The organism is Flammeovirga sp. OC4 (assembly GCF_000812565.1).
GTDB lineage: Bacteria > Bacteroidota > Bacteroidia > Cytophagales > Flammeovirgaceae > Flammeovirga.
Genome location: NZ_JTAM01000087.1, coordinates 17,045 through 33,614, shown reverse-complemented (window position 1 = coordinate 33,614; position 16,570 = coordinate 17,045). Strand labels below are relative to the sequence as shown.

Below are 16,570 nucleotides of genomic sequence, written 5' to 3'. Positions count from 1 at the left end.
CAGTCCAAACTAATGGGGTAACTATAGATTTTTATCGATTATGCAATCGATAGGTTTCATGAAACTTAATTTTTCCTGTATCAAAATTTCATCTAAAGGATTAAATTTAAGATAATAGATTTCTTTGGAAAGGTATTTCATATGATATTTTAATTAGTATAATTACCAACGAATTTGCTAATCTACGATCAAGGTCATATCCACTATGCCAAGGAGTTCTAGCTGTTATTAATTTATCTTTTAAATATTTTTTCCCAAATTGGAAGTTTAATCTTTCCCTATTTTTAAGGAATATTCCTAAAGTCAAAATTCAGGGAATTCCTCATTTATGATTTTATCGAGTTCTTCTTCTTCTTCAATTATCCTCTCCACCTCTATAGAATCTACAACCGTGGTATCTCTATAAAATAATTCTACTAAATAAGGAACCGAATCATTCACTAAATCTTTTATTTGATTACCTACTAGATTATCTAAAGCTTTATTATAAATTGAATCAGCTGAATGTGCCCAAATTACTTTATAGGCTTCAGTAAGTGATTCTAAATCTGATTCAATTGATGAAAGTTCAGTCTCTAATTTATAATTCAAAAATATTAATGCTTTTTTAGGCGATTCAGACAGCTCCATTTTTTTTGAGTTATTGAGTATAAATTGCTTAATAATTTGCTCATCTATAATTAATTCAGTCTCCACTCCATATATATTCCTTAAACTATAGTCGCAAATAGCAAAGTTATTACACCATATAACATCCAAGGCTACAGGTATAAATGTATTTGTTGTCTCTAGTATCAGAAAGCGAGATTTTTTCTCAATGTATTGATTTTCCACCAAGCTATCAGCTTTCTTGTAGAGCTCAATGTAGCTTTCAAACTCGCTTAGTTTTAAAGTATCACTTCTATCAATTTGATGAAGATATGTAAATGGATGATCTAGTTGTTTAGTCTTACAAGAAGTAAACAGAGCTATTAATGATAGAAGTAAATACCTCAAAGTAATTCTTTTTATTAATAACATTAAATAAAAAGTAGTCTCAACAACCCTTAAGTTTGCTGTTAGATTGTTGAAAACCAATTCAATTTACAGTTTTATGTATTACAAAACAAGCATTGCTTTGTCGTGTGTATAAACGGTGATAGCCCGTGATTTATGGACTTTACAATTCTAGTTTCTTGATTAATTCATCTACTTCAGAGCCATATTTATTTCTAAATCCTAATGATTTCGATTTGTATAATGAATTCAATGCATCATCTACTTTATTTAGTTCCAAATAGTATAATGCTAGATTTCGAAAAGCGTATGAATTATTGGGGTCTAATTCAATTGATTTAGAGATGTCTTTAAATGACTCGTCAAAAGCGCCTATTTTTAATTGAGCATACCCCCTATTGTTATAGGCAAAGGCATAATTTGGATCCAATTTGATTGCTTTATTCAAAATTAATAATGCCTGCTGATATTCATTATTATTTAAATGTAGAAAACCAAGGTTATTAAGTGCAGTAACATTGTTTGGGTTCTTTTCAATTACAGTTTCAAGAACTTGCCTTTGGTTTTTATTTTTACCTAGCTTTGAATAACAATCCGCAATGCATAAGTTTATTAACTCATTGTTATCACTGACCTCCAAAGCTTTATAGAACATTTTTTTAGCATCATGATATTTTCCTGCTTCAAATAACTTCACTCCGAAATATGGGAAATTTTCCTTTGCTAACTCTCCCCTATTCAATAACTGTTCAAGTTCACTTATTGTCCGTGCTAAATCACCCATTTTATCATAAACTAATGCTCTAATCATATACTGAGAACCAGCAGGTTTTTCTTCATTATTGATTACTTTATTGATATGTTGTAGAGCATCCTGATAATGACCAAGATTGAGTAAACATATAGAAGCACCCACTAAAGAAGCTTGATAATTTGGGTTTTTAGACAAAATCTTCTTGTGAAGATCTAGTGATTTTTGGAACTCCTCTCTTGATTCTAGCTTATTCGCTTTTTTCAATAGTCTAGATAAAATAAAATTAGTGAATAGCTTCATTTGATATTTTTAGCCTAATAACTGGATTACTGAACCCCTTAAAATATTGCTGCAGATGTAACGATTTATACACAAAGAACAGTACTAACCCTCTCTACTACAGTTTTTAAAATTCAATCTTTAATGTGCTACCTATTTTATTCATAGTAAAGTTTGTCTGTATTTTAATTAACGTTTAATAGATGAGGTATATATTAAAACTATGTTATTTGCCTAAATTATTAGCTTGCGTTAATTTTATGTTTAATTAGCTTTTTGACTGTCACTAGGATTTGTTCCAAATTTTGAAATATTTGAGTGTTGAAAATCAAACGAAACTTCTTTAACCATTTTGTAAATAGTCAATACCTCTTTTATAGAACTCCATTCATCATATAGTTTTGTTGAACTGCCTTCACCATTCTTTATTCTACCACTAAAAAATTTTATCGTTCCAACTTTAAAAATTTTTTCAATAAAATTAGTCTCAACTTCTAATTCTATAATTTTATCCAAATCTATTGTCTTGAAATCAACAAAAGAGTACCCTGAACTAAACATTATTCTTTTATTTGTCAAGGCAAATGAAGTATTAGAGTAATTGAATAGGTTATAGAATGTTTGATATAAACCAGATAGTATTGGAGCAATAAAAACAAGCATTAAAAACCAATAACCAGAATCCATATTTCTATCAAAATTCCCGAAATAATAAATTAAAAAAATAACAGCAGGTATAATCAATCCTAATAAAACGTGATACAAACCAACTAAGATAAAAGGTGTAAATTCAGGTTTACTTTCCCATAAGATTTCTTCATCATTATCTTTTATTAAATCAAATTTGCTTTTGTCGTTTTGTCTTTTCATTTGTCAGTTATTCAATTGAAGATTCTGAATTTATAGTTTATGTAACAAGCTAACTCTATGGCAAAAATACGACCAGCGGGTGCGTCAACCGAGACTTGGAGTTTAGCATATTCGTTAGCTAGTGAATTAATTATATTTTATACATGAGAAAAAAACAGTGAACCTAGTACTATTTTTGACTTTAATTTCATTCGAGATAAACCAATTTAATAATTTCTTTATTAGAATATCATGGTTTTTAATTTCATGACTACTACATGTATTTAATATTTTTTGTTCTGATGTTAAGACAAAAGAAAAGTATACTTTTGTAGGAGGTAATTTGTCATAATCTTTTGACCATAAAACATTCTTTAAAAATACCTTATTTAATTTTGATTGATTAAAACCAATAATATCGTCTTTTCCATATGAATGAAAAATTTGTTTTTTTTCAATACTATCCAACTCACACTGTCTTGCTTTTAGAATTGAATCCTTAGAACCTTGACTATATGAATAGTTTATATTAAAAGCTAATAATATTATTAAAAGAAAAAGCAATTTATTCATTTCTTCGATTTTTTAAAGACAAATTTCATTGAATTACTTTTATAGACTAATCTCGAAATTTAGTTGCTAAAAACACTATACTAGCTAACATCAAATAAACACCACTATGCCTCTTTATATTTATGATTACACCTTGGTATTTTTACAATAGTTAAATGTGGTTTCAACGTCCCTTAAGTTTGCTGATAGATTGTTGAAAACCGTTTCAAGGTACAGTTTAATGTATTACAAAACAAGTATGGATTCTTCGTGAGCCATAGAGAGGGATTATATTTCTTTAAAGTAAGACGTCTCACAATATTGATTCAATCAAGTGGGTTGAAAATAGTACGTACTTATTAATGTTTATCGATATATAAAATCTCCATTCCTATCTACAACATCGAAAAAATAATGCTCACACCATCTTATGAAATCTCCCTTGATAACAAAACTTGGTAATGAGATATTATTTAATTCAATTTCATTTTTAGTATCAAGCTTTACTGCCACAACATTAAACCTATTCCTTTTAGAATCAGGTGAAGTATTTTCAACTTTTTCAATAGATATTATTTGATATTCTCTTCCCATACCATCAATTATTTATTCTCATCTTAAACGATTTGATTAAGTACTTTTTAATATAAGGCGATAATGGTTTAAAAGCTAAGTTCAGATGATGAGGTGCTATTCTCAGAATAAGAACGTGGCATAGCTCATAACTGGGGATACCTATGAAGATATAGTCGTTAAGATGAGCGAACACTGCAAAAAAATACCCTGCCCAAACTTAATTGAGCAAGGTATTCCAAGTGGAATTTATTTTCCTTTTTATTCGATAATTACCCTTTTCGATTTTACAGTTTTACCTGATTTCAATCTTAATAAGTAAACACCTCTTGGTAGATTATCAACTTTAAGTTCTTTAGTCTGACGATCTCCATAAGTCCATTGGTCACTTATAACCTTATAACCTAAAGCAGTGTATAAACCTATTTCAACATCTCCTTTCCATGATTTTAATAATACATTTAATTTACCATCATGTACCGGGTTTGGATATACAACTAAACCTGCTTCTGCTGCATCGCCTTCTATAAATACAGGAACTGGATCAAAAACAGTTTCGCTTCCATCAAAATCAGTCTGAATTAATCTGTAGTAAGACATTTGGTTCATCACTGGATTATCATCTATAAATAAGTAATCCAAACGAACAGACGAGTTACCTGCTCCTTCTATCCTACCTATACTACTCCAATTCTCTCCGTCTATTGATCGCTGAACCTCGAATCCATCATTATTTACCTCTGAAGCGGTAGACCATTCAAGTTTTACTTTTGATACTTCTGCAATAGCATCAAAAGAAATTAATTCTACTGGTAAATCTGTTGATTCATCTGTTGCTGCAATTGCTAAATATTTTTCACTAAAATCAACATCATAAGTTTCAAAATAGTCATCAGTATTATGTAAAGGGTCATTCGCTCTACTCCATTCTGATGAACCAAATAATGGGAAAGGATCCCAAATAGCAAGTGCATAACTTGAACTTTTTCCTAGTTCTTCGTAATAGGCATAGATATCTGCTTTACTTTCATTATCGTTAATACCACCACCTGCTAATATATCAGTAACTCTCCATTGAAAATCCTTAGATACAACTGTAAAGTTTGCGTCTTCATCAATAGTCAATCTTGCATCAGTATCATCTGGGGAGTGTTCTACAGTCCATTGCTTTTCAGCAGTTCCTGATTCATTCTCTCTATAGATAACTTCTAACTTTCTCTGAGATCCATTACCACCGACTAAGAATACAAAACTCTCATCAAGATTTAATTTCTTAGACATCGGTCCATCAACATAAGAGTTACCTGTTGCATCACTAGTTTCACCAAGAATTAGTAATGAGCCATCATCGTTACCAGTATTATTCAGAACAGAATTTAACACTAGCTTGTTCACTTCTTTTGTATTACTTCCAGATAATACGACTTCTCCACTTGATTTATCAATTTTCAAATTATCAATTGATTTACTATCAGCAGATTTAAAGTCACCACTGAAGTTTTGATTTCCGGATGAACCGTTAAAAGTAAGAGTAGCACCGGATAAATTGGCAACTGTTGTAGAGTCAATAAAATCTCCTCCTAATGCTAGCTCTGACCCAAGGCTTAAATCTAAAGTCGATCCATCTCTCATAATGATATCATTATCTACATTTAGATCAGATGAATTTTCAAGTTTTAGTGTACCCTGAATAGTCGCATTCTCTCCTTTTACATTGAATGATCCTGCTGTAACATTAAATGAAGAACCTGAAGCTACAGTAAGATCTCCATTTGCAACTGAAGAAGATGAAGTATTTGAGGTAAATATTCCTCCACCTTCGACAATTATGTTATTTACAGTGGATGATGTTCCAATTTCAAATTCAACGTTATTAATAGTAAGGTCTCCCGATGCCATATTTAAACCATTACCATCAGGTAATTCCCAAACTTGATCAGAACCCGTACCTATTAATTCAAGGCTTCCTATTGTAAGTTGATCATCACTTACTGGTGCATTTAAACTTAATAGAGGGTTGGTAGCATTACCTTCAACAATAATACCTCCACCAGAAGTATAGAAGTCTTCCCAGTCTGCAAATGGCATTTGCCCAACTGTATCTGAATTGATATAGAATTTTACTTTTCCATCTCCTATTACATCATTAAAAACTATATCTCTATCTCTAACGTGGACTTCTAATGTACCATTAATGATGGCTCTATAATAAGACTTGAAACCTAAATCACCTAAGCTTGTTGTTTCAAGATTTACTCCTGCTGGAACTTCTAAAATAGTACCTGATGTAAGCGCAGATCCCAAATCAGAATAACTTCCACCCCCATCAGTGGATACTTCCCACTTACCAGAACCGACATCATCTAAACTCGCATCTGTTACCCCATCTTTTAATTTATATCTAATGATATTATCAGGAGTAGCATCATCTTCGGCTGCAAAATAATCACCTGTAATCAATGGACTATTTAAGTTGATCTTGATTTTATTATTCGTTAAATCGTCACTTAAACCGTCTGTAATATTAATAGGTTTTCTAATATTCGCATCGTTATCAATAATAACACCTTGATAATTACTCTTTGTTCCTTTTACGTTGATAGCATTAAAGTATAAAGAAACATATCTTTCTTTAGCAACTCCTTCTTCTGAGAATTCAAATCTCCAGAACTGCTCTAAAGCATGATCAGTCACTCCGTCATTAGCCGCAACTGTGTGCATTGTATTGATTGGTTTAATTACCGCACTTGCACCATCAAAATCACCAAAGAAACCAACTGGAGCATAAGTTCCAGGATAACCAATTGGAATTACTTTTTCTGTTGCAATTGCATCTGACGGTAATTCGATTTGAACACCTTTAGCATTTAAGCCTCCGTTCAACTGAATCATATTATCTTTATCAAATGCTGTAGTTGCCACTAATGAGATATCTGATCCTAAGTTCAACCCAAAGATATCAATGTTCAATACACCATTTGTAAATACGATTTCTTCAGCTACTAATGCAATATTATTTTCTAGATTGATCCCATTTGAATTGTCTATTTCCATACGGCCTAAGCTTCCAGAAATATCAATCGACTGAGCACTTGATCCATTTAATTTAATTCTACCAGTTCCGGTTGTCGTATGAGACCCTTCAACAGTCAGGTTTCCTTCTACATTAACAGTATTGTTATTATCTGAGAAAACACCTGAAGTAATAGTTAGATCATTCAATACCGTAATATCAGCGTTCATCGTTACTGTAGATCCCTCCGTTGCTACAATCATATTTTGAGTCGTAATTGCATTAGAACCTGAAATAGATTGGGCATTTGAACCTACCATACTAATCGTTGAAGTTGAAGCATTCAGTGTACCTTCATTTGTTATACTACCAGCCGTAGATAGATTTCTACTATTCAAATTAAGTGTTGCACTAGAAGGAATCTCTAGATCTCCCGCCATTTGTATATCATTAATAACAACGTCAGCGGTAACATCAGCTATTAATTCGATCTTACCTACTTCATTTGCTAACTCAACATCAATTGTTTCAGTCGTAGTATTATTACCCAATTTAATTTCAGCACTTTCTACTACTGAAGATGTGGCTGCATCTAAAGCAATTTTTCCAGAATGAACGATAATTTCACCACCACTAAAATCAAATGATGATTCAGTACCTAATACTTCAAATGTACCTCTAGTGGCACTATTAGGGTTTCCTTGAAGACCCGTTGTGAAAACACCACCAGATTGTTTGTAGTATAAGCTTGCGTCATTACTTGCTAAGTCTCTTCGTAATTCTGACCCTACATTTATCGCACCTCCTGTTAATTCAATTTCTCCTGTTACGGAGTACACGATTGAATTTTCCTGACTTGCATTTGATAGATTTAAAGTACCACCACCTACAGTTAACTTTCCACCTAATAGAAGGTTTGATCCGTCACCTGTAATATTTACAGTACCCTGATTTATTGTTAAACCAGCAGTTGAAGCTAAATTCCAAATAGAACTTGTTACTGCAAATGGAGTAATATTAATATTACTATTTTCAAGAATAAGTGTCCCGTTTTGAAAAGTAATTAACTCTTCTGTTGTGCTCGATGGCAAAGTAAAATTAGTATTCATCGTAAAGGTTGGCACGTTAGAGGTACCTTTATTCATTACGATTTTATACAATTCAGGAACAACTTCGCTTGTATATGCATTACTGAATACTCCATTATCCTCACCTTGTAATTCTAATATTACTTTATTTCCAGTTTCACCGTTATACAAATCAAATTCAATATTATTTTGATCACCCGCACTTATAGAAACAATCTCAATTCCTCCTTTCACAATCAATCTATGTTCTATATCATCAGTTCCCTCCGTTAATATTTTATTTTCTGCATCATTAGAATTATTATAAATATTATCAAATTTAATATCATGACATGATAGTTGTATACTTTCTGAAGCATCAAAAATTAAATCACCATCTTGAGCTCCTCCTATATTTAAAGTACCCTCAATTTCAAGGCTTTTATCTAATCTTAATACCAAACCTTCAATTAACATCCTCTTAATTTGAACTGCTTCAGTAATAGCATCATCAAAAACATATTCGCCACCTGAAGAACCTCCAAAAAGTCTTAGTGTAGGATATTTGGGATAAGATGGAATGATAAAGTCATTGAATGGATCTCCTCCATTATTTCCTGATTGATTTTGAATCATTAATTCACTTTTACTTTCACTTAAGAAGTCATTCATATCATTACCAATCAAAACACCTCTATTAGATCCATCAGCATCTGTTCCTCCTTGCATTCTAAAACGGCCAATACCTTCTGCAACGTTAACTGTTAATTCAGAATCATCGTTTATTCTTATTTCTGGAAGTCCATTGCTATTTTCTTCTATATAAAATGTACTAGATTCATCACCTTCCTCAAATCTCACTAGTGCTACTTCCCTAGTGATACCATCTAATAGAACCCTATGCCCGGAACTATTTACATATTTTGATCCATTCCACTTACCAAAACCAATAATTGCAATATCACCTTTACCGGGTTCTCCAGTATTCTCTAGTAATGTACCAGGACCTGTTGTTTTCCAATCAGCGTTAGTGGTCCATCGCTGGTTGTCATCCCATGAGGCATCACGGCCAACATCATTTCCATCTGCTCCAGGACCTTGGTATGAATAATACACTTGTAATTGGCCTGAGAACTGATCAGCATCACCTGCTGAATACATACCAATATATGGCTTTGAAGAGGTTGAGGATATTATGGAATTTGAAGCCTCAGTTACAGTACCTAATACAGTTCTTGAGAAATCTCCTTCTAATAAAATACGTGATGCAACATAGTCTGATTCAGTACCTACTACATCTTCATCATTATAATTAAATGTAAAAGTAACATCAGGTTTACCAGCATCATTAGTGTAGTCAAATGTACTAGACTTCCAATAATAATCTAATATATTGGAGGCATCATCTGAATCTGTAGCAAAGTCGACTACACTACCATTGTTTACCGCAAACTGAATAAAACCTTCTTCAGTTACATTAGAAACATTTATGGTTACTGGAGTATATTTATAACTACCAACTACAGGTGTATCAAAATCAGATGCAAGTGGGTAATTAAAAATTCCGTTTCCGTTTACAAAGTAAGTCAAACCTCCATCAGAAGAATTTCCATTAGTCAGAATATATTTGTTGTTTGTGCCAATAGCATTCACACCTTCACTAACAATCCCGTTTGCTCCAACAACAACTCCAAATTCATTCGTTTTTACCAACCCTTCTTGCCAAGTGAATTTAGTTAGGTAAATGACATCTGATAATTCTACCCCATCAGCATTGTTTAACCATAGGTGAGCAATACCAACATTCGTAGTATCTGCAATTTGGGCATCTACTAAATCATAGCTCGATGATATTTTTTGTGCTGTACCTGCTGAACCGTTTAAGATAATATGACCAGGAGAATCTGATTTACCTATTTTCCCTTCAAAAGAAAGGTCTCCTTCAACTTCAATAACATAATCTGTGTAATCAAAAATACCCTGAGTTAACGATAATGAGTTCATTACTTTCAATCGAGTATCTCCAACGGAAGCATTATCACTAATATCCCTTAATTCCAAAACATCAGTAGCGTTTGGTAAATCAATCACTAAGTTATTGATTTCATAAGGAGTGTCTGTATCTCTAATATCAATATAGTGATTCAATACATTCCCTTCATCATCAACACTTGAACCATTGAATGTCAATGTATTATTCTCATCAATATTCAATTGAGCATCATTATATAAAGTAAGGTCACCACTAATAGTAACATCAAACTCACCAACTTGTAGATTACTGTTCTCTTCAATTACAAGGTGATTTAATACATTCAAATTACCTTCATTAGGTAAAGCATCACCAAAGGTACCTGAACCATTAGTTAAGGAGACATTTCTTGATGGATAATCTGTGGTTACTGTAAGATTATAGAATGGAATGGAAGAAACAAAACTTGCATTTCTATCTGAATTAATATCAAGTACAATTTCACCACCTGTTACATTATAAAAACCATCTTCCATTGCAAACTTCGCAAGGTAACTTACATTACTTCCTTGGTTATGGATCGTAATTGTACCTCCAGACATATTGAAAGAGTTCGTTTTATACGGAAGAGAAAAAGCAGCTACATTACTACCAGGTACATAACCATAAATAGTCATTTCACCACCTGACATAGTAAATGAACCTTGGTGATCTACACCTAGATTTGATGTTTTAATCTGATTTAAGAAAACTTGTCCTCCTTCTTGTACAAAATATCCCTTTTCTCTTAATGTGATACTGTTTTCATTTCCATTACTTGTTCCGTCACTATTGAGACCAATGTTTAAACGACCACCAGTAACCAAAACATTACCATATACTGTTAATGCATTTACAGGTCCAAAATTGACATCTGCTCCTTCATCTACCCAAATTCTACATCCAAATCCTAAATCATAATTGCCAGTAGTATTTGCATAGCTTGGGAGATAAATATTTTGTCCAAAATGGATAGTACCATATTTCATCACAAACATGCCATTATTAGTCGTCATTGATCCATCAGTACCCCCAGAACTTCCATTGGAATGCGTGTTGTAACCATACATCTCAAAAAGTTCTTCTGATCCTGCACTAATATTCAAATTGTAATAATCAGAAGTTCCTTTGTCTACCACAATCTGATATAAGATTGTTGATCCGTTGGCAATTAGATCTTGGTCTTTATTATCAGCATCAAATGTTATGATTGCATATTGACCAGACAAATAGGTTGAAAAATAGGTTTCTAAATCCGTTAAATAGTCTTCCGACCCAAAATCTTCTGTGATTTTTGCTCTGTTTGTTAAAGCAATCGTTCCTGAATTATATAAACTACTTTTTAAAGTAATTTTATGTACTACATTGTCTGTTCCAACTCCTAGAGCACCATTACCAGCAATTCTTACATTTCCGTTTACTGTAAGGTCAACAGCTTCACCTGTAGCATCGCTTGTCCCTAAAACTACTTTTCCTTTAATAATTAGGAGAGAGTCATAAATGCTTATAGGATCCGAAGTATCTAAAACTAATTCATCAGAAGTATTATCTAAATCAACGTGAACTATATTATATGTGTGACTATTTGTTAGAGTGCCACCTGAACCAATAAATTCTACAATACCTCCATCAGCGGTAAGAAATCCACCGACCCCAGTGGCTGAAGAAGGTGAAGGGAAGTTATCACCCTCAACTTGGATTGTGCCTTTTCCACTTAAACTTTCAAATGTGTGGCCAGTTGTGCTACCTACAATCAATTTACCTCCTTTATCAACAGTCACATCTTTTAGAGTAACATTATTATCATCAATTGTCACTACATGTCCTGATTTGATAATAACGTTATCTTCTATTCCAGGAATAAGATTTAAACCATCAGATGCACCAGAAGGGTTGGTTGTCCAAATTGGATCATCCCATTTACCAGTACCTTTTGTATATAAAGCTTCGGGTGCTTTTGATGCTAAAGTGTAGAAACCATCTCCATTCACATCATAATCAGCATCTGACAGGGTAAACTCTACAAAGTCATCTCCATTGAAAGAAGCATTTACACCATCTAAAATAACATATTCCGAAGCATCATCTGAAGAGTAAACTAAAGCATAGTCCGCCTCACTTCTTTCTGCACCATCCCCTGTATCATAATCATTAGGTTTTCCTTCAAAAGTCTGTACATCAAAACTTAAGGTAAACTCTAAATCTCCATTTTTTTGTAAATAGAATTTCTTAGCCCAGATTCTTTTATCCTCCGGTGCATTTGTAAAAACTAAACCTGATTCATCTGTTTCCCCTACAATTAAATAATCATCATCAACCGATGAAGTAACTGATACATCGAGCGTTGTTGAAGGGTAAGTGCGATCAGGTGTGTAAACTCCCCCATCATTACCATGTACAACTATATTTTGATTAGGAGTTGTATTACCATTAAATAGTTCATCTGTATCAGAAAACTCTTCGTGTGTAAATCCATACTTTGCTGTTAAATAATCATTGACTCTCAGTCTAGTCACTGGGTCTAGGCCTGTAGTTTTATTGTAAATAATTACCTCTGCAATGTATCCGCTCCATCCTAAGTTTGTGTCATTATCAGCTCCACCAATAATACCTAATCTATTATCCCCTGCATCGCTTGAGTTAATCGGAAGGTTTGTAAAAGTTCCGCCATTTGCAGTAAAGTCCGTCTCGTAAGATGAATTTCTTTGGAAACTTACTAAACCCCATACATATTTATCAGGTGCAATTGGCCAAGTATAAATATCGGTATTACCTCCGCTAGATTCTTGTGCACCTCTCATGTAGAACCTTTCACTACTCCACATACCATAGAGTGAACGGAAATTATTACCTCCTGCAAAAAAGCCAACATCCGTTAGTCCCGAATTAGCTTTTAATACAACAAACACTTCATAATTTTTAAGCAAGAAATTATCTCCTGAATGTCCCGTTAGAGTTAAACCTCTTTGAGATCGACCAGGAAATAAAACAGCTGGTAATGTTGAATTCACAACATTACTTTCAATGACAATATCATCCTCGTTGTCATCATTGTTAAAGTAATAACCAGTATTGACACCTGTAATGGTGTGAGACTGATCGGCCCAACTATCCACTCTGGAGGTTCCATCACCATTGTCTGTAGTTGTCAAACCTGCGTCGGCTTTTAGCCAAAGTATTAATCCATCGCCAGGAATTTCATTTTGGGCAAAGATGTCGATGGTTAATAGAAAACACAATAATACAAGAAAGCCCCTCCTTATTTGGGAGGTCATAAGTGTAATTTGCAGCATATTTAGTTATTTAGTAGAGTATATTTTGGTCTTGAAAAATAAAGTTTTTCTTTGAATCTATTAGAGCAACAATTATAATTCACATTTTATAAAAACACATAGTAAATCAAAAATCTCCTTTTTTTTTAATTTTTAAAATATTTTTGAAGATTTTTTTAAGTTTAGGGAACTTTTTTTTTAAAAAAATAAATGGCCTTAAATTAAGATTATATTACTCAATTTAAGGCCATTGTAGAATAAGTTATTATTTATTACACCAACTGAGACATTATTTGATCTTCTAAAATAAAATCAATTTTGAAAGTTTTATTTGTTGAAACAGATATCACTTCCGAAATAAGCTTCTGTTGATGTTTTCTTTTCTCTAATAAAATTGGATCATAAAAATCATCACCCGTAGGTAAAGACTGATTCACTACCCATGCATAAGGAATAATACCCGCTCTTTTCAAATCATCTTGTAAACTCTCTGCCTCTCGAATTGGAGTGGTCTCAGGTAACGTCACCAAAATAACCTTAGTAATCGTTTGATCTTGAATCATTTGATAAGGTGTATGTAATTTTGATGCATCAATATTACTTTGTTTTACCACCTGTTTGTGATAACTACCTGTAGTGTCAAGTAATAATAATGTATGCCCTGTTGGCGCAGTATCAACAACGACAAATTGTCTCTTAGCACTTCGTATTGCTTTCGAGAAAGCATGAAAAACAGCGACCTCTTCAGTACAAGGGGAATTTAGATCTTCTCTAATGAGTTTAATTTGATCTTCCGTTTTTCCTACACCTCTTTGTGCAACCGCTTTTTCAATATAGATTTCTGTTTCCACTTTTGGATCAATCCTTTCCACTTTTAAAGTTTCAGGCAAATCAACAATTTGACCAGTATAATCTTTTAAATGTGCCGCAGGATCAGTCGTTGTAAGCGTTACTACATGCCCCCTTTTGGCCAACGCAATTGCAATCGCAGAAGCTGTAATGGTTTTGCCGACACCACCTTTACCCATAGTCATAATTAAACCATGCCCATCTTTTTCAAGATCATCCACTAGATCATTGAACGCAGCTGTGTCGCTTAGTTTTACTTCTTCTATATTTTCATTCTCAACAATCGCTTGTTGTTTATCTTTAGAAAAAACAGAACGTAGTTTTTCTAAACCAAGGATATTATAAGGAAGCAAAGCGAATTCCTCCTTCGGCAAATGGGCTAGATCAACAGGAATATTGTCTAGTTGTTTCTTTGCTTTACTAGCAATTTCAATGGCATATTGATCTGATGTGTCTATTGGAGAATAAATACCATTAAGTAATAAACGTTGGTTTTTCATTCCTAAATCTGCTAATTCTTTTGCAGATCTAGCCGCTTCTTTTAATGATGTTTCTTCTGCTCTAGCAACTAGATAGAATGTTGTTTGTTTCGGGTCTTTCAAAACCTCAACTACTTCTTTGTAACGTTTATGATTACTTTTTAAAGCAGTAGATGGACCTATACAAGAGGCACCTTCATTATGATCCAAAAAGTCATTCCAAGCATCAGGCAATTCTAACAACCTCAATGTGTGACCTGTTGGTGCTGTATCAAATACAATGTAATCGTAATCCTCTTGGTTTGCTTCTCCTGAAATGAATCGTGTAAATTCATCAAAAGAGGCAATCTCAACTGTACAAGCACCTGAAAGTTGTTCTCTTACTTTATTTCTGTATGAAGGAGTAGCCAACATTCCTAAAGAAGATATAGCTCTATTCTTATAAGATTCTCCCGCTTCTTCTGGATCAATATTGATTGTTGATAATGTATTTAAATCAGGGTGCTTTACGATCGTCTTATCACCCACTTCCGTTGCTAAAACATCAGTAAGGTTAGATGCTGGATCAGTACTAATAAGTAGCACTTTATGCCCTTGATCTGCTAATTGAACCGCTACCGCACTTGATAATGAAGTTTTTCCTACTCCCCCTTTACCAGTGAAAAATAGGAATTTTGTATCTCTGAAGTCCATATGTCAAAATAAAGTAATCTAACCTTTATGTAAGGTTATGATGATAAAAATTCACATCACAACATTACATAAAAATTAGATCACTTTTTTGTTATTTATTAGTATAATACTTTTTTCTAAACCAGAATGCCAAGTTGACAAGTGCTATCAATGCTGGAACTTCTACTAAAGGTCCAATAACACCTGTAAAAGCTTGTCCTGAATTAATTCCAAACACACCAATTGCTACTGCAATAGCTAATTCGAAGTTATTTCCTGTTGCAGTGAAAGCGATAGAAACATCTTTTTCATAATCTGCCCCAAAATATCTTGCTAACATGAAACTCACCACAAACATAAGTACAAAGTAAATCACTAACGGAATAGCAATTCTAACTACATCCATTGGAATTTCTACAATCATTTGTCCTTTCAGGGAGAACATTACTACAATTGTACTTAGTAATGCAATCAACGTAACCGGTGAAATTCTTGGCACAAACTCTTTTTCAAACCACTCTTGACCTTTTGCTTTGATAAGGATTTTACGACTTAAGAAACCCGCTAAGAAAGGAATACCCAAGTAAATAAAAACACTTTCAGCAATTTGCCCCATCGTGATATCTACTACAGTACCATCAAAACCAAATAGAGGAGGAAGAATTGTGATGAACACATAAGCATAAACACTATAGAAAAGTACTTGGAAAATACTGTTCAATGCAATTAGACCTGCTGCGTATTCTGAACTTCCTTCTGCTAAATCATTCCAAACTACCACCATAGCAATACATCTTGCTAAACCAATTAAGATTAAACCAGTCATATATTCTGGGTAATCATGCAAGAAGATCAATGCCAAAGCAAACATTAAAATTGGACCTACAATCCAGTTCAATACTAATGAGACAGTCAATACTTTTACATTTGTAAAAACTTTACCCATCTCTTCATATTTCACTTTTGCTAATGGTGGATACATCATCAAAATCAAACCAATAGCTAAAGGAATATTGGTAGTTCCCACTGACATATCATTGATTGAATCAGCTACAGTTGGGAAGAAATATCCTATTCCAACACCAATTGCCATAGCCAAGAAAATCCAAAGTGTAAGGTAGCTATCTAAAAAGGATAACTTCTTTGGTTGTTTTTGAGGACAAAGCGGGTCTTGTTCCTCAATTTTTAATTCTTTGTTCATTTT

At 33.2% G+C, this 16,570-nt stretch carries 8 protein-coding genes; all 8 read right to left on the bottom strand.

The window, feature by feature from the left end; genetic code table 11:
- Nucleotides 1–303: 303 nt before the first annotated feature.
- Entirely contained in the window at nt 304–1,020 is a 717-nt protein-coding gene (locus PL77_RS26720; protein ID WP_044212060.1) for a hypothetical protein, read from the bottom strand.
- 139 nt (nt 1,021–1,159) lie between these two features.
- Entirely contained in the window at nt 1,160–2,050 is an 891-nt protein-coding gene (locus PL77_RS26715) for a tetratricopeptide repeat protein (RefSeq protein ID WP_044212058.1), read from the bottom strand.
- Nucleotides 2,051–2,293: 243 nt separating this feature from the next.
- On the bottom strand, nt 2,294–2,899 hold the full coding sequence (locus PL77_RS26710; RefSeq protein ID WP_044212055.1) for a PH domain-containing protein: 606 nt from the start codon (nt 2,897–2,899) through the stop codon (nt 2,294–2,296).
- Nucleotides 2,900–3,025: 126 nt separating this feature from the next.
- The gene (locus PL77_RS26705) at nt 3,026–3,451 is read right to left on the bottom strand and encodes a hypothetical protein (RefSeq protein WP_044212051.1); all 426 of its coding nucleotides are present in this window, start codon (nt 3,449–3,451) and stop codon (nt 3,026–3,028) included.
- 345 nt (nt 3,452–3,796) lie between these two features.
- On the bottom strand, nt 3,797–4,024 hold the full coding sequence (locus PL77_RS26700) for a hypothetical protein (protein WP_044212048.1): 228 nt from the start codon (nt 4,022–4,024) through the stop codon (nt 3,797–3,799).
- 240 nt (nt 4,025–4,264) lie between these two features.
- The gene (locus PL77_RS26695; RefSeq protein ID WP_156152567.1) at nt 4,265–13,369 is read right to left on the bottom strand and encodes a T9SS type A sorting domain-containing protein; all 9,105 of its coding nucleotides are present in this window, start codon (nt 13,367–13,369) and stop codon (nt 4,265–4,267) included.
- A gap of 269 nt (nt 13,370–13,638) precedes the next feature.
- Nucleotides 13,639–15,387, bottom strand: coding sequence for an arsenical pump-driving ATPase (arsA, locus tag PL77_RS26690; protein ID WP_044212045.1), 1,749 nt, complete (start codon nt 15,385–15,387; stop codon nt 13,639–13,641).
- Between the two features lie 91 nt (nt 15,388–15,478).
- The gene (arsB, locus tag PL77_RS26685) at nt 15,479–16,567 is read right to left on the bottom strand and encodes an ACR3 family arsenite efflux transporter (protein WP_044212042.1); all 1,089 of its coding nucleotides are present in this window, start codon (nt 16,565–16,567) and stop codon (nt 15,479–15,481) included.
- Between the last annotated feature and the right edge of the window lie 3 nt (nt 16,568–16,570).

What these genes read in the sequence shown, in the direction of transcription:
- PL77_RS26720 (WP_044212060.1), bottom strand. Translation starts at nt 1,020, where the DNA reads ATGTTATTAATAAAAAGAATTACTTTGAGGTATTTACTTCTATCATTA.
- PL77_RS26715 (WP_044212058.1), bottom strand. Translation starts at nt 2,050, where the DNA reads ATGAAGCTATTCACTAATTTTATTTTATCTAGACTATTGAAAAAAGCG.
- PL77_RS26710 (WP_044212055.1), bottom strand. Translation starts at nt 2,899, where the DNA reads ATGAAAAGACAAAACGACAAAAGCAAATTTGATTTAATAAAAGATAAT.
- PL77_RS26705 (WP_044212051.1), bottom strand. Translation starts at nt 3,451, where the DNA reads ATGAATAAATTGCTTTTTCTTTTAATAATATTATTAGCTTTTAATATA.
- PL77_RS26700 (WP_044212048.1), bottom strand. Translation starts at nt 4,024, where the DNA reads ATGGGAAGAGAATATCAAATAATATCTATTGAAAAAGTTGAAAATACT.
- PL77_RS26695 (WP_156152567.1), bottom strand. Translation starts at nt 13,369, where the DNA reads ATGACCTCCCAAATAAGGAGGGGCTTTCTTGTATTATTGTGTTTTCTA.
- arsA (WP_044212045.1), bottom strand. Translation starts at nt 15,387, where the DNA reads ATGGACTTCAGAGATACAAAATTCCTATTTTTCACTGGTAAAGGGGGA.
- arsB (WP_044212042.1), bottom strand. Translation starts at nt 16,567, where the DNA reads ATGAACAAAGAATTAAAAATTGAGGAACAAGACCCGCTTTGTCCTCAA.